This is a genomic window from Shewanella sp. 30m-14, from assembly GCF_052977125.1.
The window spans coordinates 146,458-166,967 of record NZ_JBRILW010000003.1 but is presented as its reverse complement, the minus strand read 5'-3'; the positions used below and the strand labels follow the sequence as shown (position 1 = coordinate 166,967).

Sequence of the window (20,510 nt, the reverse complement as noted above, 5' to 3'; positions counted from 1 at the left end):
TCATATTGGTGTCATGTCACAGTCATCAATTCAGCCTAGAATTGGTATTGAATCATCTCTGAATGTAACTTTTTCACTTCCTTTTGCCCTGTCACTGCGACAGGGCTTTCTTTTTCTAGCCTCTATCAAATCGCTATAAAAAGACTAAAAGTCGATGCGAGCCCATGGGTTTTCAGTTACGATTGAGAAAATTTAACAAATAGTTAACGCTGGCTAGGTTTTATTGACTGTGGCTTTAGATGTTAAGCAAGGACGGTTTATGGGCGATAGGTTTTTTAACGATAAGAAACGCTTTATATGGATTTTATCCTTATTGTTATTAGTTGCCTTCGTGGTGACCAGTGGGATCAGTTATCAAGTCGCCCACGATTCACTCAGTGAACAGGTTAAAGATAATAACCTGCCACTGACCAGTGACAATATCTACTCTGAAATTCAACAAGATCTGCTTAGGCCTATCTTTATCTCGTCATTGATGGCGCAAGATACTTTTGTTCGTGATTGGACCCTTAACCAAGAAAAGAATCCAGAAAAACTTATTCGCTATTTGAAAGAGATCCAAGAGAAGTACGGCACAGTCACTAGCTTTTTTGTTTCCGAAGCCTCACGTAAGTATTACCACTCAAGTGGCGTGCTCAAACAGATTAAAGATATTGATCCTGAGGATGCTTGGTATTTTAGAGTTCGCTCTCTACCTGAATCTGAACATTTTGAGGTCAATATTGATCCCGATTCAGCAGATCTAAATCGAACCGTTATTTACGTTAACTATAAGGTGTTTGACTTTGAAGGTAACTTTATCGGCGTGACAGGGGTAGGGTTAGCGGTTGAAAGTGTAAAGCATCTCATCGAGCTCTATCAGACTCGTTATAATCGCAGCGTATATTTTAGTGACAGGCAAGGCAACATTACTCTGCAGAGTGAGCAGTATAGTGGCGCGTCGACGCTGCAAACGAGTCCTGGGCTTGAAAAGCTTGCAACAAGAATACTGACCAGCCCAAGCACCGCATTTTCGTATCAAAAAGATGGCAACACCATCTTCCTTAATAGCCGTTTAGTGCCGGAGTTTAAGTGGTACTTAATTGTGGAACAGAATGAGGCGCGGGGAGAGCAAAAGCTGTTAACCACCTTTTGGATAAATATTGGTTTAAGTTTGTTGGTGACTATTGGGATCCTGATAATCGCCAATATGACTCTGGGGAAGTATCAACGTAAGTTGGAATTGATGGCATCAACCGACAAGCTCACTGGCGCGGCTAATCGACAAGCTTTTGAAGAACATTTTGCTCATTCATTGGCAAGTTCAGTGCTTGATAATAGGCCGATATCGCTATTATTAGTCGATATCGATCATTTCAAACAGGTCAACGACTCTTACGGACATAATATTGGTGACTTGGTTATCCAAACCGTTAGCCATATGCTCAAAAGTCAGCTTAAAGAGGATGACTTGTTGTGTCGTTGGGGCGGCGAGGAGTTTTTAATCTTGCTGCCTAATAGCAGTTTAAGCCAGAGTAGTGAGCTAGCCGAAAAGATAAGACAGCAGGTGGCTGAGCGACTATTACGCGTCAATGGTTGTGAAATCAATGTCACCTTGAGTTGTGGTGCTGCGCAGCACCGCGCATCGGAACAGGCTGAAGATCTGATCAATCGTGTCGATATCGCGCTCTATCAAGCCAAAGAACAAGGACGTAATCGAGTCGTGCTGTCTTATTAGCGCGTGCCCTAGGCTACAGAAATGTGGGGGGGCTTCTATTGCTTAGCTCTGGGGGCCTCAGCTAAATCAAGTTACTGCATCTTTTGCTGACGATGTTAGGATAGTTCAAGTTTTTCAGCAGAGTAGATATTAATGGCACCTCAAACATTAGTGGAGCAGATCTCAGGCTTATACCAGGGTGAAGTCATCGTTGGGCTAGGTAGCGTGACCTCTGGGATTAATCACAAGCGCCGTGCGGTTCAATTGCAAGTCGGTATCCAAGGCGTTGCCGGAGATGCTCAGGCCGATGTTAAGCACCATGGTGGACTCGATCGAGTGTTGCATCATTTCCCTCGGGAGCATTATGGTCAGTATCGTCGCTGGGACATGATGGCGAGCTTTAAAGATGCCCCTGCTATGGGGGAGAATATCAGTACTGTTGGCTTAGATGAAACCGAGGTGAATATTGGCGATATCATCAAAATCGGTGAAGTCGAATTGCAAGTAACTCAGCCGCGCTCTCCCTGTTTTAAGCTCAATTTACAGTTTGGTCATAATGAGTTTGCTTTGGCGATGCAGCAAAGTGGACGATGTGGTTGGTTTTACCGAGTATTAAAGCCCGGCACGATTGTTGAAACCGATACCATCGAGCGGATTAAGCGCTTAACGGATATCAGTGTGGCAGAGGCTATGCATATCTATTTCTTGCCAGAATTTAACGCAGAGCAATATCAACGTTTGCTTGATTGCGAAGGTTTAGCGGCTGCCTGGGTCAATAGTTTACAGCGACGAATAGAGAACAATGCCATCGAAGATTGGCAAATGCGCCTGTATGGCCCACAAACTCCTTAAGGCTTTATCTGATAAGGGGCTAACTAATGGCCACAATTAATGCAAGGAGTGGTGTGTATGACGCAAGATGAAAAAAATATGGGGATTATTGTACAGGTTGCTAGTTTTTCTGGTTACCTTGTCCCGTTTGGCAGTATTTTAGGGCCCTTAATCGTTTGGTTAATGAAACGTGATGAGTTTCCTCTGGTTGAGAGCTGCGGTCGTAACTGTTTAAACTTTAAAATCAGTATGCTTATCTATGTCACTGTGAGTGCCATTTTGATGTTGGTGGGTATTGGTTTTATTCTCATTGCGCTATTCGCAATAGCCGATATCGTCTTTACTATTATCGCGATAATTAAAGCAAGCGAGGGTGAGAGTTATAAATATCCGCTGACGATTAACTTCATTAAGCCTAGGGTTTATTAATTTCTTTACCGCCTAGGTAAGATACCTTAAACAAAAATGCCTATTGGAAATATCCGATAGGCATTTTATTTGGCTCTTTATTTAGTTCTGCAATCAAACTATATATTGGATGCTACATATTAGGGTAGTTTGGTCCACCGCCACCCTCAGGGGTTACCCAGGTGATATTTTGGCTTGGATCTTTAATGTCGCAGGTCTTGCAGTGAATGCAGTTCTGAGCGTTGATAACAAACTTCTTCTCACCTGCTTCTTCGACAATTTCATACACGCCAGCAGGGCAGTATCGCTGGGCAGGCTCATCAAATTTAACCAGGTTCACATCAATTGGAATACGAACATCTTTTAAACGTAGATGACATAACTGATCTTCTTCATGGAAGGTATTTGAGAGATACACTGAAGAAAGCTTATCAAAACTTAACTTACCGTCCGGCTTAGGATAATCAATTTTGCTGTAGGCACTCGACTCTGCCATCTGCGCATAATCAGGTTTCTCGTCCCTTAGGGTGATAGGCAGCTTACCGCCAAACCAGTTTTGGTCGACAAAGTTAAATGCACCGCCAAGATAGGTACCAAATTTATGCATAGCTGGGCCAAAATTACGGGAAGAATATAGCTCCTCTTTAAGCCAGCTTTTATCAAGTCTGTCTTGTAAGCAATCGAGATCTTTACCCGCTTCAACCCCAGCCATCATGGCCTGTGCTAGTGTTTCAGCAGCTAGCATGCCGCTCTTCATTGCGGTATGAGTGCCTTTGATCTTAGCAAAGTTGAGTGTGCCAGCATCACAACCGATAATCATACCGCCCGGGAAGGTCAGTTTAGGGAGTGAGTTTAAACCACCTTTAGTGATAGCTCTTGCGCCGTATGCAACACGCTCACCACCGGTTAGCGTTTGAGCGATAACTGGGTGAGTCTTATAACGCTGGAATTCATCGAACGGACTTAAATGTGGATTCTTATAGTTAAGGTCGACAATTAAGCCCACTGCAATCTGATTATCTTCCATATGATACATAAAGCCGCCGCCAGAGGCGCCTTCAGTTAATGGCCAGCCGCCAGTGTGCACCACTTTACCGAGCTCATGTTGCTCGCTGGGTACGGTCCAGATCTCTTTAAAGCCTAGACCGTAATGTTGTGGGGTTTTGCCATTGTCGAGGTGGTACTTGTCGATGAGCTGTTTACCTAAGTGACCACGGCAGCCTTCAGCAAATACGGTGTATTTGGCGTGCAGCTCCATGCCAGGCTCATAGCCATCTTTGGGCTGACCATCTTCGCCAACACCCATGTCACCAATTTGAATGCCTTTAACGCTGCCATCCTCGTTGAACAGCAACTCGCTTGCAGGGAAACCAGGGAAGACTTCGACACCTAACTCTTCAGCACGCTCAGCTAACCAACGGCATAGGTTACCGACGCTGATGATGTAGTTACCTTGGTTGTGCATGGTTTTTGGTACAAACGCATTTGGCATGGCTCGCGCGTCGATTGGCGAGTTAAGCATGTGAATTTCATCATGGGTGACAGCGGTAAGTAGAGGGGCATTTTTATCGCGCCAATCGTTAAATAGCTCATCAAGTACTTTGGGTTCGAATACTGCGCCAGATAAAATGTGCGCACCCACTTCGGAGCCTTTTTCGACTACGCAGACGGTTAGCTCTTGGCCACTATCTTGAGATATTTGCATTAAACGACATGCTGCTGCTAATCCCGAGGGACCCGCCCCCACGATTACAACATCGAATTCCATCGATTCGCGTTCCATCAGATCACCTTTCCTTCTTTCTCCCCCGATGACAATAGCGCTAATTGAGTCAACAACACTATAAACGGGTGTTTTAATGTTTTAGTTCACCTTACCTGAAAATCGCTCAAGGGCACAGTGTTTCCACGATAACAGTGCAGATATTTTAAGCAGCTCATTGCATGATCGTTGTCACAAAATCTTTGCATTTGGTGCTTTTGGCCAGCAATTCTGGCTCTTGGGGTATGGTTTGTCACAGAAATACGCCTATAATCAAGGTTGACGGTTCTCCGAGCTTCTTACCCTACGTCGAGACAGATACGGGTTTTTAGCCGTGGCAATAACGCCACCGGGGTGAGAAAAGAAATGCTCTCACCTCCCCTTACTTGGAAAGGTGATCATGTCCCAACTACAAGACAACTTTGGTCGACGGTTTCATTATTTACGTATGTCAGTTACTGACGTATGTAACTTTAAGTGTACGTATTGCCTCCCCGATGGCTACCGCCCAGACGGTAAGCCTAAATTTCTCGATCTCAACGAAATCGAACATTTAGTCTCGGCTTTTTCAAAAGTCGGAACTCAGAAGATCCGTATCACAGGTGGCGAGCCATCTTTGCGAAGAGACTTCACTGATATTATTCGTATCGTTAAAGATAACGATAAGATTAATACCATTGCGACTACGACAAACGGTTATCGCTTAGCTAAGCATGCCCAAGAATGGTATGACGCAGGGCTAAGACGCATCAATATTTCGGTCGATAGTTTAGACCCGAAAATGTTCTACCAGATCACTGGTGAGAATAAGTTTGATGAAGTGATGCGTGGTGTGGATGCTGCTCTAGAAGCGGGCTTTGAGCGGGTGAAGATCAATGCGGTATTACTTAAAGGTCTTAATGATAAAGACTTACCGCGCTTCTTGCATTGGATTAAAAACACGCCTATTGATTTGCGTTTTATTGAGCTAATGGAAACGGGCTTAGGTCACGACTATTTCAAGGCGCATCATCTAGCGGGTAACGATATCAAGTTGCAGCTTGAGCAGGCGGGTTGGCAGTTTGATACGCCAGCTGTTGACGATGGCCCAGCGCAAAACTTCAGTCACCAAGATTACCAAGGTCGTATTGGGCTTATCATGCCTTATGCGAAAAATTTCTGTGCCAGTTGTAACCGTTTGCGGGTATCGGCCAAAGGCAAATTACACCTTTGCTTGTTCACAGAAAACGGTGTCGATCTGCGTGATTTACTGCAAACACCAGATCAACAAGCTGAATTAATAGAGCGCTTACACGGTCAACTTGCGCAGAAGAAAGAAACGCACTTCTTGCATGACGGCATCACTGGTGTGACACAGCACCTCGCTTCTATTGGTGGCTAATTAAATTCTGATCTGACGCAACTTAGTTGCGTCAGAAGCTAGGTATAATCGTCGCTAGACTCTGATAAATAAGAGACCATAATGGGACACTGCACTCCAAGCCAATTTACGGCGCTAAACATTGCTGTTTTAACCTTATCTGACACCCGTGATTTTGAATCTGATACATCAGGTGCTTTTCTTGAAAGCGCACTGTTAGCGGCGGGGCATAAGCTTGCCGAACGCCAGATTATCAAAGATGATAAATACCAAATTCGTTCGGTGCTTTCTCAATGGATTGCATCCGATAACGTACAGGTGATTATCACCACGGGGGGCACCGGTTTTACCGATAGAGATAATACCCCTGAAGCGGTAAAGCCGTTATTCGATAGAGATATCGAAGGCTTTGGTGAGCTCTTCCGTCATATCACTTATACCGAGCTTGGCACCTCGACAGTGCAGTCGCGTGCCTTAGGTGGCATTGCCAATAAAACTGCGGTTTTCTGTCTTCCTGGCTCAACAGGTGCCTGCAAGACTGGCTGGAATAAGCTGATTAAAGAACAACTTGATGCAACTCATCGTCCTTGTAACTTTGTGATGCATGTGAAAAAAATCACCGAATAAGCCTCACTAGAGGCCAATGTTACGGTACTCTTTTTGATTCATATTCTATGACCCATATTTTATAAAAGGCGTAAACCCAATGACCAATGCTTTTACCCATATCAATGCAGATGGTAATGCTCACATGGTAGATGTGACAGATAAGTCTGTTACCGAGCGAGAAGCACGAGCTGAAGCCTATATTGAAATGGCGAGTGAAACCTTAGAGATGATCATGAGCGGCAGTCATCACAAGGGTGATGTGTTTGCTACCGCACGTATTGCGGGCATACAAGCGGCGAAGAAGACCTCTGATCTTATTCCACTTTGTCATCCGCTGATGCTGACCAAAGTTGAAGTTGAACTAGAAGCGCAACCTGAGCATAACCGCGTGTGGATCCGCAGTCTTTGTAAGCTTTCGGGCAAAACAGGGGTTGAAATGGAGGCGCTTACAGCCGCTTCGGTTGCGGCGCTGACTATCTACGATATGTGTAAAGCGGTTCAAAAAGATATGGTGATTTCTCAGGTGCGTTTGACTGAGAAACGTGGCGGTAAGTCTGGGCACTTTAAGGTATAGAGACCAATATGATTAACGTATTATTTTTTGCACAAGTTAGAGAACTACTTGGCACCGCTGGCGTAAAAGTTGAAGCCGGTGAGCACACGCAAACCGCTGAAGGTCTACGTGCAACGCTAGCCGCTACCGACGATAAATGGGCCAAAGTTTTGGCGTCTGACAAGCTATTGGTGGCTGTAAACCAAACCATTAGCCAGTGGGATGCGGCGATTGTAGATGGTGATGAAGTGGCATTCTTCCCACCGGTTACCGGAGGTTAATATGATCCGTGTTCAGACCCAGGACTTTAATGTTCCAGAGGAATACCACTTAATCAGTCAAGACAATAGCGATGGCGCCGTGGTGACTTTTGTCGGTAAAGTACGTGACTTTAACGATGGCAGTGCGGTGACCGATCTCACCCTTGAGCATTACCCAGGCATGACCGAAGCGGTATTGAACCAGATTGAAGCGCAGGCGCGTGAGCGTTGGCCGCTCAATAATGTCACGATTATTCACCGCGTGGGTGCTATGGCGCTGGGTGAGCAGATTGTCTTTATCGGCGTAACCAGTGCTCATCGAAAGGCAGCTTTTGCTGCTTGTGAGTTCTTGATTGATTTTCTTAAGACCAAAGCGCCGTTTTGGAAATTAGAAGCCGGTGACAAAGGCGCTAACTGGGTAGAGGCCCGTGACGCCGATGAACAAGCTGCAAAAATGTGGGATAAAAAAGCGTAGCAAACGCTTTAGCAAGGAGATCGGCTCAATGAAGTTTAGGGTTATGGTGCTTGCTCTATTGCTGCCATTTTTAGCAATAAGCAAAGGTGCGCTAGCAGCACAAGATGTGCCCGCGATAGCGGCTGCATCGAGTATTAAGTTTGCACTGGATGATATCGCTAAGCAATTTACTCAAGAGACTGGCCGTAAAGTCAGGATCTCCTATGGCTCTTCTGGCAATTTTGTTGCGCAGATTAGGCATGGTGCTCCCTTTGAGCTGTTCCTTTCTGCTGATGAGCGTTATATCAAACAGCTAGCCAAAGCTAAGCAGACGCTCGATGACGGGGTGATATACGCAGTGGGTCAACTCGCCATTGCAGCGCCTAAGTCATCGCCACTAACGCTTGACCCTAACTTAGAGGGGCTTAAGCAGTTGCTGGCTGCAAATAAGCTTAAACGCTTCGCCATCGCTAATCCTGACCATGCTCCCTACGGTGAGCGCGCCAAAGAAGTGTTGCAAAAGCTGGGACTTTGGCAACCGATTCAACCCTATCTGGTGTTTGGCGAAAACGTGTCTCAAGCGGCACAGTTTGCACTTAGTGGTGCCACTCAAGGTGGCTTAGTTGCCTTGTCGCTAGCCTCGGCGGAACGTTTTAAGGCGCGTGCAAATTATGTGGTTATCCCACAAGAATATTATACGCCATTGGATCAGCGCATGGTGCTAACCCTAAAAGCGGGTGAAACTGCCAAACTATTTTATAGCTACCTGCTGTCTGAACCCGCTCAGGATATCTTTGCCGATTACGGCTTTGCGAGAGCGACACAGTAATGGATTGGGAAGCGCTATTGCTATCAATCAAGCTCAGTAGTGTCACTGTACTGATCTTGATCCCGCTGGCGATTCTAGCGGGACGTTTTTTGGCTTATCGACATTTTCCCGGTAAGTCCTGGGTAGAAGCCTTAGTCATGGTGCCGCTGGTGTTGCCACCTACGGTTATTGGTTATTACTTGCTGGTGGGGCTTGGCAGTGAGTCTTGGCTAGGTCGAATGCTAGAGCAACTGCTTGGGCATCAGCTGGTATTTCACTTCTCTGGCTTAGTCGTAGCCTCCATCTTAGTCAATATCCCCTTTGCTATTCAGCCTATTCAGCGCGCATTTGAAGCCGTGCCTGAAGATGTGCGTGATGCGGCTGCCTGCTGCGGTATGAGTCGCTTTAAAGTGCTGTTCAAGATTGAGCTTCCTATGGTGTGGCCGGGCGTATTAACGGCTATAGTGTTGTGCTTCTCCCATGTGCTGGGTGAGTTTGGCGTGGTGCTGATGATGGGCGGTAATATTGCCGGTGAAACCAAAACCATTGCTATCTCTATCTACGACAGCGTGCAGGCATTTGATTTTGCCAGTGCGGGTAATATGTCGCTGGTATTACTGCTGTTTGCGATAACGGTATTGGCATTGACCACGAGTTTGTCGCGTCGTGTTGGAGGCCAGCATGTCGCAAACCGTCGCTGATCTATATTGCCGCATTAAACAGACCAAACATATTAAGTTAGATGCCGAGTTCAGCTGTAAGGCTGGAGAGGTCTTGGCCGTTGTTGGTCCCTCAGGAGGCGGTAAGTCGACGCTACTGCGGATGATAGCAGGTCTGACTCAGCCAGAAGATGGCGAGATCTGTTACGGTGATAAGCAGTGGTTTAATCGCCAGCAGAGCATACAGCTAACGCCGCAGCAACGTCACTTAGGTTATGTACCACAACATTTTGGACTGTTCCCTAATTTAACCGCGTTAGAGAACGTGGTGGCAGCGCTGGACCATATACCTAAAGCCGAGCGTGAAGCGCGGGCAAAAGATTGGCTTGAGCGAGTGAACTTACATGGTTTACCCGACAGACTGCCTGCGCACCTTTCTGGCGGACAACGTCAAAGGGTGGCACTGGCTAGAGCATTGGCGCGAGAGCCGTCAGTATTACTACTCGATGAACCTTTCTCGGCAGTTGACAGAGAAACCCGTGAGCGTCTTTATCTGGAGCTCGCTAGGCTTAAAGAGCAGTTAGCGATTCCGGTGATAATGGTGACCCATGATCTGAATGAGGCGATGTTATTAGCTGACAGCATGATTTTGATTAGCCAAGGAAAAATGTTGCAGCAAGGCAGGCCACGTGAGGTATTAACTCGTCCACGCGATGAAGCCGTTGCCAAACAGATGGGCCTGCGTAACATCTTCGACGCCGATGTGATTGCGCAAGAAGCGGAGCGACAGATCACCTGGCTTAAGTTTGGTGAGCACCTCATTGCGAGTACCTATTTTGAAAGCTTAGATGTCGGTGCTAAAGTCCGCTGGGTGATCCCCAATCAAGGCGTGCGTTTCAATTCGATTAAAAAAGGCCGTTTGTGCCGTAGCTTCAATAAACTGGATATTACTATCGACTCGATGTTGATCATGGGGGAGACAGTGCGAGTGCTGGCAAGTGTCGTTGGCGTGCAGCATAAAATTCATGCCGAAGTACCACTACATTTAGCACAAAAGTTAGCCCTAAGCGTCGGCACGCAAACAACGGTGGCGCTAAAATCTGAGTTAATCCATATACTGGAAAAGTAACTTATTTTCAGACAATTTAGCCAAGTTAGACTCGGCTTCACGCATATGATCAAAGTTTAATCTTTGCACCATCTAGATGTTATATAGCGTGTCATATCATGTGCTCCTACATGTAAGAGGAGTATTATGTTATGTCAAAAAAATTAACGGGTTTAATCATGTTGTCTGCAGTGTTAACCCTTCCTGCTATGGCCGCATATAATGGTCCAGGTCCAGTAAGTCAGATTAAAACCGCTTCTGACGCAGCGACAGCAAAAGACGATACTCCTGTAGAGCTGACAGGCTATTTAGTGCAAAGCCTAGGCGATGAAAAGTACCTTTTCCGTGATGACAGCGGTAATGTCGAAGTTGAAATCGATAATAAGCTGCTGCGTGACATCGAAGTTTCTAGCGACTCGAAAGTGAAGCTTGTCGGTGAAGTTGATGATGAGTGGAGCGGTATTGAAATAGAAATTGACAGCATACGTCTGATTTCTGAATAATCCTTTATTGAAAGTGGTTTAGCGTTTATTTTTCGGAGGAGCCATGGCTCGCTGGCTAATTGGTTTATTGTTAGTTTCTGGTAGTTCGTTTGCTGGACAAGGCTTGTATTCATTGCTGTCTACGGGAGATTATCCCTCGCCTACAGAAATGGTGCAGAAGCTTGAACAGCAACATGTGGGCGTGATCTCTGAATTTGAAGCGAATATCGAACATGGTGAATTGGTTTATGAATTCAAGATGATCGATCAGCAAGCTAACACCATTACAGAATATGAATATCGAGCCATAGATGGCAGCTTAAAAGAGCGCGAAGTCGGCCGTATTAAAAAAGACGATAACGATGAGCTTGCGGGTGTGGTTATGCTGCAGGAAAATGGTTTATCGCTATCTGATATGCTTACCCTAGTCGGTAAAGAAACCAGCGGCTACATTGTCAAAGCTGAAGTCGACAACGATCTAGGTATTAGCTATATAGAATTAGAAATTCTTGATATTGATGGTAAACGTCAGTTAGCCTTCGATATTGAAAATAAACAATTATTACCACTGCTCAAATGGGACTAAAACATGAAAATACTCATGGTTGAAGATGACGCGACTACCATCGATTATGTCGTTAAGGGATTTGTTGAGCAAGGGCACAATATAGAAACAGCAACAGACGGTCACCAAGGCTTATTGCTGGCTACCAGCATGAAGTACGACTTGATCATTTTAGATCGTATGTTGCCACAGCTCGATGGGCTAAAACTGTTAGCTGCGCTGCGCGCGACCGGCAGTCAAACACCTGTGTTGATCTTGTCTGCACTCAGTCATGTTGATGAGCGAGTCAAAGGGTTGCGAGCGGGTGGCGATGACTACATGACTAAGCCGTTTGCTTTCTCTGAGTTGTTGGTTCGTGCTGAAAAATTAATGCAACGTGGTGAATCTCAGCCCACTATTACCGACTTGACTGTTGGTCCGCTTAGCATCGAGCTGCTGACACGCAAAGTGACCTTAGATGGACAAGAGATCATGCTGCAGCCAAAAGAATTCCAGTTACTTAAGTACCTGATGGAGCATGTAAACCAAGTGATCAGTCGCACGCTACTGTTTGAAGCGGTGTGGGATTACCATTTCGATCCACGTACTAATGTTATCGACGTGCATATTGCTAAGCTAAGACGTAAGTTTGAAGAGCTTGGTCATGGCGAATTAATCGAAACTGTTCGAGGTGCCGGATATCGGTTACGCCAAGGGCATTAAGCCCTATCAGAGTAGTGCCTGGCGCATTACCATCATTTTCTCAGCCCTCGTAACGGTCATTATTGGCACCTTGTTACTGGGCATGTATCGCCAGCTGATAAATGAACAAGAGCATCAGCTGGACTTACATCTAGATGCAGAAAAGACCCGTTACCAACAGATGGCGTTAACACTTGATAGGCGCAGTTTTGCGACTCAGGTGCGCGGTGCCGACCCTAAAGTTGCCCTGATTGTTTGGCGTGACTCCCTCGATCTGGTTGGTTCGCTAAGTATGATCCCCAAAGATATGCCTATGCTTCCCGAGAAACGTGAGTTTCCGGTATTTACCGGTGGGCCCGAAAAGCTGCATATCTTAACGGGTGGCATGGTGATGACTCGCTATGGCCCTATGCTCATCGCAACCCGTGTCGACCAGCTTGGCGCGTTAATCGACAAATTCACTAATGCGGCAATTACCGCACTGATGCTGACCGTAGTACTAACGCTAGCACTGGGCTATCTATTTTCTAAAGCTATTTTACGCCGCCTAGTACAGTACAACCGCTTGAGTAAGCGGATTGAGCGGGGACAATATTCGACTCGATTACCAGTGAGCTGGCGTCAAGATGAGTTTGATATGCTGGCACGCCAATTTAATGGGGTACTCGATGCCCTAGAGAAGAACTTAGCGGCAGTGCGTGGGGTTACCGATAATATCGCCCACGATCTGCGTACGCCCTTATCTCACCTACGTATTGGGCTTGAGCAGTTACCGAGTAAGCCAGAGGCTGAGCTTGCTGAAAGTTGCGCCATTCTCACTGAAGAACTCGATCATTGTTTGGCGACGTTCGACGCCATGTTGTCATTAACACGCATCGAAGAGGGGCAGCAAACACTCGAACTGCAAGATGTCAGCTTAATTAATATCAGCCAAGATCTATTTGAAATGGCCGATGCGATGGCCGAGTTTAACGGTCAGTCGTTGAAGCTCAGCACGGGTGAAGAGTTTCAGGTCAGTGGCGACAAGTATCTATTATTTCAGGCACTGTTTAACTTGGTCGATAACGCGATTAAACATTCGGGTGAGGGCGCTGAAATTAGCATTTCTCAGAACCGTAATGTTATTTCAATTCAAGATAATGGCCCCGGGATCCCTGAGACTTCTCGTGAGAAGGTATTCGAGCGCTTAGTGCGGTTAGATCCGAGTCGTCACCATAAAGGCACGGGCTTAGGTTTATCTATGGTGAAGGCGATTCTGTCGCGTCATAATGCTAAAATAGCCTTAACCGATAATCAGCCTGGTCTAAAGGTTATTATTACGTTTTAATCTTTGCGCTAGCCGAGCTACTGCTAATTCCTGGAAATCTCAATCTATGTATCAAGTCATTGCCGATGAACGCGACTTTATTGTTATTAATAAGTCCGCCGAGGTGCATTTCCATAGCCAAGACGGTAGCGCTGGCGTAGTTGCTCAAGCCGAGGCCGATCTTGGGATTAAGCTCTACGCCGTCCATCGACTCGATACCATGACCTCTGGGCTTATTATCCTTGCTAAATCTAGTGCTGCTGCGGCTGAGTTTACTCGCATGTTTTCAACGCATTTAGTGCAAAAGTATTATCTCGCACTGGCAAAGGGAAAGCCTAAAAAGAAGCAAGGCTGGGTGATTGGTGACATGGCCAAATCTCGTCGCAGCATGCATAAACTCCTTCGCACGACAGACAACCCGGCAATTACCCAGTTCTTTTCTCATTCTATTGCAGAGGGCGATCGTTTGTATCTGCTCAAGCCCCATAGTGGTAAAACGCATCAACTTAGAGTCGCACTCGCTAGCATAGGTGTGCCTATCTTAGGCGATAGTCTTTACGGCGGAGCGGATGCTGATAGGGGCTATCTGCATGCTTACTGCCTGCAGTTCGATTACTTAGGTGTGCAGTATCAATATATTGCAGCACCAACCTCCGGAGAGTTCTTCCAACAGTCCGCAGTCAGTGCGCAACTTAACGTTTGGCAGCAGCCTCATGATTTATCTTGGCCTAGGCTAAAGAAAAGCTAGATGCGTTAGCACGTTTTTATTTATGTTTCGTCTTGTGGGTTTAAGTGTCAATAATCGGTAAGTATTGTGGCTTATATTGGCTTTTGCATTCACAATTCAGGCGATAACGAGTAGGATAGTGCCCCTAAAAAGTCCTTATCATTGGGCTATGAATTTTATGGTCGCTCATATCACTGAGTGACAATACTAAGGGTAGACTTAAACGTGCATAAGCGAGCCATATATCCTGGAACATTTGACCCAGTTACCAATGGTCATGCCGATCTTATTGAGCGTGCCGCCAATTTATTTGAGCACGTGATTATTGGCATTGCGGCGAATCCCTCTAAACAGCCTAGATTTACCCTTGCAGAGCGTGTCGATTTATTAAAAATAGTCACGGCTCACCTCGATAACGTCGAGGTGGTCGGCTTTAGTGGCTTATTAGTGGATTTTGCAAAGGAACAAAATGCTAGCGTCTTGGTCAGAGGATTGCGCGCGGTTTCTGATTTCGAATATGAATTTCAGCTAGCCAACATGAATCGTCGTTTGAGCCCTGATCTTGAAAGCGTGTTTTTAACACCTAGCGAGGAAAACTCATTTATTTCATCGAGCTTGGTCAAAGAGGTTGCGCTTCATGGCGGCGATGTTAGCCAGTTTGTTCACGCTGAAGTCGCAAATGCATTAACGGTTAAGGCTAAATAGTTGTCCATGCTTAAATTTATTAAAACATCTGCCATTCAGCTTTTATCGGTATTAGCACTGGTTTACTCAAGTGTTAGCATTGCAGCACCTTGGGTCGACACCTCAGACATCTACCTTAGAGCCGATATTCAAGCCCTGGCCGATGCGGGTGTGATTACGGTTCCGGTTAATACCTATCCGCTAATGTGGTCAGGTATTGGTGCAGATCTTGCCAAAGCAGAGCCATCAATGCTGACACCAGCATTAATCGATGCCTATTCGCGGGTGAATTATTACTACCGTAATGCCGTCGATAATCGCGGTAATACCAGTATAAAGCTTGCGGCAGCAAGCGACCCAGCGCGGTTTCAACACTTTGGTTCCGATTACCGTGAGCAGGGTGAACTGGGTGCATCTTACGAATATGTAGGCGAGAGATTTGCGTATAAGCTCTCTGCCTCAGCCAATTACAAGCCGAGTGATGACGAAGAGTTTCGTTTTGATGACTCTTATCTTGCCATGGCACTGGGTAACTGGATGTTTACCTTTGGCGCTGTTGAGCAGTGGTGGGGGCCGGGATTTGACTCGGCACTGCATAAGTCGAATAACGCTAGGCCTATGCCGTCGTTAATGCTGAGCCGTAATAATGCACAGGCTTTCGAGACGCCTTGGTTATCTTGGCTCGGCCCTTGGACCTTTACCGCAGGCATTAGTCGATTTGAAGAGGAGCGCTATGCTCCTAATGCACTGTTATGGAATTTCCGAGGCTCGATTCGCCCCTTTAGACAACTTGAAATGGGGCTGTCGTGGACCACTCAATTTTGTGGTGATGGTCAAGAGTGTACTTGGGACAGCGCCTTTAAATCGATAACGGGTCAGCGCGATTGCCGTGCAGATAACGTCGATGAAGTGGGCTGTAGCAACTACGGCAACCAGATGGCGGGTTACGACATCCGCTTTAGCGATACTTGGTACAATGTGCCGTTTGGTGTGTATTACGAAAGAACCTGTGAAGATGCTAAAAGCTCTGCGCCATGGGATATCGTAGATTGTGGTTCAATGTTCGGTGCCGATACGCGTTTTAACTTAGATGGTCAGCAGTATAAATTGTTCCTCGAGTACACAGATACTATGGTGTTCTGCGGTGAAGATGAAAATGCCTTTAACTGTTTCTATGAGCATTCAACCTATAGAAGTGGTTCACGTTATTACGGCCGCGCATTGGGTAGCACCTATGACAGTGACGCTAATGTGTATGTTTTAGGCTTAATCGGTCAGTTTGCTGATAGCAAAGGTTTTACCTCGTTACTGCGTTATGCTCAGCTTAATAAAGATGGTAAAAGCCCTAGCCACGGATGGGCACCACAGCCGAAAAAAGAGGACTTGTTGATGCTGGAGTTGAGCTATCGCATGCCATTTTGGTATGGCATGATGAGCGTGGGTGGCACTGTGTCTCAATCAGAATTTGAGGTGCAAGACAACGAAACCAATGCCACCGTATTTGGTACATACGAGTACAAATTCTAGATGATTAAATAGAGCCAACGCCAAAAGCGTTGGCTTTTTAGTATTTAAAGCAGATGAGGTTGGCACTGCAAAGATGCAGCTTGTACTGATCTCTATCGAGCCTACTAACTAAAAATTACATAATAGTGGGTTAAAGTACGTTTTTATTTTTAAATCTTTATCTTTTTCTGTAGGTTACAGCAGAAGCTTAATCAGTTTCTGTATAGAGATGTTTGGTGAGGATCATAGAGGAAAGCCTGAATTTCCCAGTGCTCGCCGATAGTGAATACACCTCTTTGGTAGTGGTTTCAGTCAAAGATTGAACAGGGCTAAGTTTAGCTCTAACAACTTTTTTGGAGTACATATTTTGATTTCAGTCGTTATCCCAGCAAAAGACGAGCAAGCTAATATCGGTCCCTTAGTCGAAGAGATCCATCGAGCCCTAAAAGATAAAACGCCTTTTGAAGTGATAGTTGTTGATGACGGCAGCAGTGATGATACTTTTGGTGAGTTGCTGCGCACCGGCGAGCGACTCGGTTGTGCGACGAAAGCAATTCGTCATCAAAAAAGCACCGGCCAAAGTACCGCGCTGCATACAGGCGTACAAAACGCCAGTGGAGACATCATTGCCACCTTAGATGCCGATGGTCAAAATGATCCAGCCGATATTCCCGCGATGTTAGATCTTATTCCCACCATGACCCATAGTGATTTTTGTATCGCCGGTTACCGTAAAAACCGTAAAGATACCGCCTGGAAACGCTTTCAGTCTCGTGTCGCCAATAAAATTCGCGACGCCCTACTCGGTGACGGCGTACCAGACACCGGCTGTGGCTTAAAAGTCTTCCCAAAAGCCAGCTTTTTAAAGCTGCCTTATTTCGATCATATGCACCGCTATATTCCAGCACTTATCCGTCGCCATGGCGGTGAGATAAAAGTCTCGGTAGTCAATCACAGAGACCGCATGGAAGGTGAGTCAAAGTACACCGCATGGAACCGTGTGTGGGTGGGCATTGTCGATATCATGGGTGTGATGTGGCTTAACCGCAGAACGCGTTTACCCAATGTAGTTAAAACTGAGACCACACAGGTCAAGTAGTAATGAAACGCTTAGCTAAAACATTATTCGTTATCGCAATACTGGTATTGCTGATGTTTGCTGCCCAGCAAGGTCTATTTGAACACCTAACTGATAGTAACTGGGTGGCTAACTACGTAGAAAGTAATGGCAACAGCGCCTTGGCGGTACTGTTTGTGATGGGAGCGGCATTCACCAGTGTTGGTGGGCCTCGTCAGGTCATCGCTTTTGTATTGGGCTTTGCCTTAGGCGGCGTTTATGGTGCATTACTGGCCACATTGTCAGCACTGCTCGGTTGCGTGATCACCTTCTACTTTGCCCGGTTAACCTTCAGAAGCAGCCTTAAGAAACGCTTCAAAGATAAACTGTTTCGTTTCGAGAGGTTGATCATTCATCGTACTTTCTTGAAGGTACTGATGATTCGATTGTTACCTATTGGCAGTAACGCTTTAACCAACTTATTTGCAGGCACGACTCATGTGAGTGCGTGGAAATTTTTTGCCGGTAGCGGTATAGGTTACCTGCCGCAGATGCTTATCTTTAGTTTTGCAGGTGCAGGCATTGGCCTGTCAGACCACAACAACTTAATCATTAGTATTGTGCTGTTTATTTTCTCCTCTCTGATCGGTGCATACCTGTATAAAACGCGCTTGCGTAAACAGGTAGATGAAATTGTCACCGATGAATAATAAGTTTTAATAACTGGCTTTAACAACAAGGTCTAATAAAATGGTATTGAAATCGCTACAACAACGATTCAATAGTGATGACTATTATCAAGTGCTGAGCATGCTGTTGCTGTTCGCAGCAGTGATTTTGCTTGTCGGCATTGGCTGGCGTTCGCCTTGGCCTGCTGATGAACCCCGTTTTGCCGAAGTCGCCAGAGAGATGGTGGATTCAGGTCAATGGTTTTTCCCGCAGCGCGGAGGGGAGTTTTACCCTGATAAACCGCCCGTATTTATGTGGGCAATCGCGCTGTTTTATGGCTTGACAGGCAGCTTAAAAGTCGCCTTCTTGCTACCCAATGCATTAGCAGGGTTTTTAACACTATTCCTCGTTTATGACCTAGGTTCAAGACTGTGGAATGTACGTGTCGGCCGTAATGCCGCTCTGCTGTTGATGTTGGCACCGCAGTTTTTAATTCAGAGTAAAAACGCGCAAATCGATGCCATGGTGATGTGTTGGATCACCTTGGGCTGTTATGGTTTGCTGCGTCACTTTATGACGGGGCCTCATTGGCGCTGGTATTTTGCTGGCTGGGCATTTATGGGGCTAGGGGTTATTACCAAAGGTGTGGGTTTCTTACCACTACTTATGCTTATCCCGATTATCGCTTATGCGCTGATCCAAAAAGATCTGTTTAAAGGCCGCCTTAAATGGTGGTGCCTGGCAGGGCCATTGGCCATGTTGGCGGTGATTGCCTGTTGGCTGGTGCCTATGGTGCTGATTGTTCAAAGCCAAGGCACCCCGGAGCTAATTCAGTATCAAAACAATATTTTGTTTAAGCAAACCGGTGAGCGATACGTTAATGCTTGGCACCATATTGAGCCTTGGTATTACTTCTTGATGAGTGTGATACCTGTAATGTGGTTCCCGTTGCCGCTATTGATAGTGGCTCACTGGCAACGCTTTGTCGCCAAGGTTAAAGCCGAGCCTACCATTGCCATATTGTTGGTCTGGGTAGTACTCGTAATCGTGTTCTTCAGTATCAGTCCGGGTAAGCGAGGCGTGTATATCTTGCCTGCACTGCCAATGCTCGCACTCGCGTTATCGGCGATTATTACAGGTACAGAGCCTAAGCGTTGGTTTGAGTGGGGCCTAACAGGCTTACTTTGGTTGCTTGGCTTAGTGTTTACCACAGCGGGTATTTTGGCGCTAATTCATCATCCCGTCGTTGTTAAGGCGATGGCCGATTATTCGGCTGACTTAACGCATATGGGCTATCTGTTGCTGACGGTTGGTTTTATCTGGTTTGCTGTGCTCATTACGCTGCGCCGCTCACAAGCCATGGTGAGAATGGGGATTAGCCTAGCGCTGACATGGATTGTGATGAGCACATGGGGTTATAGCATTTTAGAGCCTATGCGTACGCCGCAAGCCTTAATGGCTAACGCTGCTAAGGCGATAGGCCCAGATGGTCAACTTGGCTTAGTTAAATTTAAAGAACAGTTTATCTTGTTCTCTCCTGTTGATATTACCCACTTTAGCTACCTTGCCCCGCTTGAGCAGCAAGAGCGAAATGCATGGCAGTGGATGCATGAAGGCGATAAGCGCTTTATCTTAGTCGGCGATCATCAACAGCTTAACTGTTTTGATTTTACTGGTGCGAAAAGCATGGGCGTCGCTCATCGCGATGATTGGGTATTGTTAAGCAAAGATAATTTGCTACCGACATGCGCCGAGCCAGATAGACGTTATCAGTATTTCACCCCGACGCCAGGGCGGTGGATGGATTGATCTTTGGTTCTAGGTCCTAGGAAAGACAGGTCCTAGGATTTAGAGCTTAGGTCCTAGGTCCTAGGAAAAGCTAAGACGGAAAAGCATAGGTGCAAGAGAATGTATGTTCTTCTGTAGGTTGGGCTTTAGCCCATCAATTCTGTTTTATATAGGATTTGTCGGCATAAATGCCGACCTACAAAACGCTTAGACGGCAGAGTATATCTGTTCTTCTGTAGGTTGGGATTTAGCCCATCAAGCTTGGTTTATGTAAAGGATTTGTCGGCCTAAATGCCGACCTACGAAATGCTTAGACAGAAGAGCATGTATGTTCTTCTGTAGGTAGGGCTTTAGCCCATCAATTCTGGTTTATATAGGATTTGTCGGCCTAAATGCCGACCTACGGAAAGGCTAAGACGGTTTAAAAAGGTCCTAGGAAAAGCTAAGACGGTACAAGTCAAGATGGAAAAGCCGTAAAAGCTAAGCAAAGCCAAAGCTACGGTTTTGGCTTTTGCATTTGCTTTTCCTCGCAGGGCG

At 46.1% G+C, this 20,510-nt stretch carries 22 protein-coding genes and 1 riboswitch; of the genes, 21 read left to right on the top strand and 1 reads right to left on the bottom strand.

The annotated features are described in order from the left end of the window. The first annotated feature begins 259 nt into the window (after positions 1 to 259). From ACVBIU_RS03655 to ACVBIU_RS03645, 3 genes are all read left to right on the top strand, one after another. Positions 260 to 1,717: a sensor domain-containing diguanylate cyclase gene (locus ACVBIU_RS03655; protein ID WP_447163103.1), complete on the top strand. Its 1,458-nt coding sequence runs from the start codon at positions 260 to 262 to the stop codon at positions 1,715 to 1,717. A 132-nt stretch (positions 1,718 to 1,849) separates the two neighbouring features. After that, complete coding sequence (locus ACVBIU_RS03650; RefSeq protein WP_447163102.1) at positions 1,850 to 2,548, top strand: MOSC domain-containing protein; 699 nt, start codon at positions 1,850 to 1,852, stop codon at positions 2,546 to 2,548. Between the two features lie 57 nt (positions 2,549 to 2,605). After that, positions 2,606 to 2,956 (top strand): DUF4870 domain-containing protein, encoded by a 351-nt coding sequence (locus ACVBIU_RS03645; protein WP_447159083.1) that lies wholly within the window; start codon positions 2,606 to 2,608, stop codon positions 2,954 to 2,956. A gap of 112 nt (positions 2,957 to 3,068) precedes the next feature. On the opposite strand, the gene ACVBIU_RS03640 is transcribed toward ACVBIU_RS03645, so the two are convergent. Further along, positions 3,069 to 4,718, bottom strand: coding sequence for an electron transfer flavoprotein-ubiquinone oxidoreductase (locus ACVBIU_RS03640; protein ID WP_447163101.1), 1,650 nt, complete (start codon positions 4,716 to 4,718; stop codon positions 3,069 to 3,071). Between the two features lie 255 nt (positions 4,719 to 4,973). Further along, positions 4,974 to 5,110, top strand: a riboswitch (molybdenum cofactor riboswitch). On the opposite strand from ACVBIU_RS03640, the gene moaA reads away from it, so the two are divergent. The 18 genes from moaA to ACVBIU_RS03550 all read left to right on the top strand — a co-directional run bounded on the left by moaA (position 5,098) and on the right by ACVBIU_RS03550 (position 19,994). Beyond that, positions 5,098 to 6,078, top strand: coding sequence for a GTP 3',8-cyclase MoaA (gene moaA / locus ACVBIU_RS03635; RefSeq protein ID WP_447159081.1), 981 nt, complete (start codon positions 5,098 to 5,100; stop codon positions 6,076 to 6,078). (Overlaps the previous riboswitch by 13 nt.) 81 nt (positions 6,079 to 6,159) lie before the next feature. Then, the gene (moaB, locus tag ACVBIU_RS03630) at positions 6,160 to 6,684 is read left to right on the top strand and encodes a molybdenum cofactor biosynthesis protein B (protein WP_447163100.1); all 525 of its coding nucleotides are present in this window, start codon (positions 6,160 to 6,162) and stop codon (positions 6,682 to 6,684) included. Between the two features lie 79 nt (positions 6,685 to 6,763). After that, positions 6,764 to 7,240 (top strand): cyclic pyranopterin monophosphate synthase MoaC, encoded by a 477-nt coding sequence (gene moaC, locus ACVBIU_RS03625; protein WP_447159079.1) that lies wholly within the window; start codon positions 6,764 to 6,766, stop codon positions 7,238 to 7,240. Between the two features lie 8 nt (positions 7,241 to 7,248). Continuing rightward, on the top strand, positions 7,249 to 7,500 hold the full coding sequence (gene moaD, locus ACVBIU_RS03620) for a molybdopterin synthase sulfur carrier subunit (RefSeq protein WP_447159078.1): 252 nt from the start codon (positions 7,249 to 7,251) through the stop codon (positions 7,498 to 7,500). A gap of 1 nt (position 7,501) precedes the next feature. Further along, complete coding sequence (moaE, locus tag ACVBIU_RS03615; protein ID WP_447159077.1) at positions 7,502 to 7,954, top strand: molybdopterin synthase catalytic subunit MoaE; 453 nt, start codon at positions 7,502 to 7,504, stop codon at positions 7,952 to 7,954. A 28-nt stretch (positions 7,955 to 7,982) separates the two neighbouring features. After that, positions 7,983 to 8,762, top strand: a complete 780-nt coding sequence (gene modA / locus ACVBIU_RS03610) for a molybdate ABC transporter substrate-binding protein (RefSeq protein WP_447163099.1) — start codon at positions 7,983 to 7,985, stop codon at positions 8,760 to 8,762. Next, complete coding sequence (modB, locus tag ACVBIU_RS03605; RefSeq protein WP_447159075.1) at positions 8,762 to 9,442, top strand: molybdate ABC transporter permease subunit; 681 nt, start codon at positions 8,762 to 8,764, stop codon at positions 9,440 to 9,442. The genes modA and modB overlap by 1 nt, the downstream gene beginning before the upstream one ends. Then, positions 9,423 to 10,529: an ABC transporter ATP-binding protein gene (locus tag ACVBIU_RS03600; protein ID WP_447159074.1), complete on the top strand. Its 1,107-nt coding sequence runs from the start codon at positions 9,423 to 9,425 to the stop codon at positions 10,527 to 10,529. Before modB ends, ACVBIU_RS03600 begins: the two co-directional genes overlap by 20 nt. A gap of 131 nt (positions 10,530 to 10,660) precedes the next feature. Continuing rightward, a complete protein-coding gene (locus ACVBIU_RS03595) occupies positions 10,661 to 11,011 on the top strand; it encodes a NirD/YgiW/YdeI family stress tolerance protein (RefSeq protein ID WP_447159073.1) in 351 nt (116 codons plus the stop codon). Positions 11,012 to 11,054: 43 nt separating this feature from the next. After that, a complete protein-coding gene (locus tag ACVBIU_RS03590; RefSeq protein WP_447159072.1) occupies positions 11,055 to 11,576 on the top strand; it encodes a PepSY domain-containing protein in 522 nt (173 codons plus the stop codon). Between the two features lie 3 nt (positions 11,577 to 11,579). After that, positions 11,580 to 12,257, top strand: coding sequence for a response regulator transcription factor (locus tag ACVBIU_RS03585; protein WP_447159071.1), 678 nt, complete (start codon positions 11,580 to 11,582; stop codon positions 12,255 to 12,257). An 82-nt stretch (positions 12,258 to 12,339) separates the two neighbouring features. Continuing rightward, a complete protein-coding gene (locus ACVBIU_RS03580) occupies positions 12,340 to 13,563 on the top strand; it encodes a sensor histidine kinase (protein ID WP_447163143.1) in 1,224 nt (407 codons plus the stop codon). Between the two features lie 46 nt (positions 13,564 to 13,609). Next, positions 13,610 to 14,290, top strand: a complete 681-nt coding sequence (locus ACVBIU_RS03575; RefSeq protein ID WP_447163098.1) for a TIGR01621 family pseudouridine synthase — start codon at positions 13,610 to 13,612, stop codon at positions 14,288 to 14,290. A 204-nt stretch (positions 14,291 to 14,494) separates the two neighbouring features. Then, the gene (coaD, locus tag ACVBIU_RS03570) at positions 14,495 to 14,974 is read left to right on the top strand and encodes a pantetheine-phosphate adenylyltransferase (RefSeq protein WP_447163097.1); all 480 of its coding nucleotides are present in this window, start codon (positions 14,495 to 14,497) and stop codon (positions 14,972 to 14,974) included. A gap of 6 nt (positions 14,975 to 14,980) precedes the next feature. After that, positions 14,981 to 16,480 (top strand): capsule assembly Wzi family protein, encoded by a 1,500-nt coding sequence (locus ACVBIU_RS03565; protein WP_447163096.1) that lies wholly within the window; start codon positions 14,981 to 14,983, stop codon positions 16,478 to 16,480. 346 nt (positions 16,481 to 16,826) lie between these two features. Beyond that, positions 16,827 to 17,558, top strand: coding sequence for a glycosyltransferase family 2 protein (locus tag ACVBIU_RS03560; protein WP_447159067.1), 732 nt, complete (start codon positions 16,827 to 16,829; stop codon positions 17,556 to 17,558). Between the two features lie 2 nt (positions 17,559 to 17,560). After that, complete coding sequence (locus ACVBIU_RS03555) at positions 17,561 to 18,226, top strand: TVP38/TMEM64 family protein (RefSeq protein ID WP_447159066.1); 666 nt, start codon at positions 17,561 to 17,563, stop codon at positions 18,224 to 18,226. Between the two features lie 46 nt (positions 18,227 to 18,272). Then, complete coding sequence (locus ACVBIU_RS03550) at positions 18,273 to 19,994, top strand: ArnT family glycosyltransferase (RefSeq protein ID WP_447163142.1); 1,722 nt, start codon at positions 18,273 to 18,275, stop codon at positions 19,992 to 19,994. Positions 19,995 to 20,510: the final 516 nt, after the last annotated feature.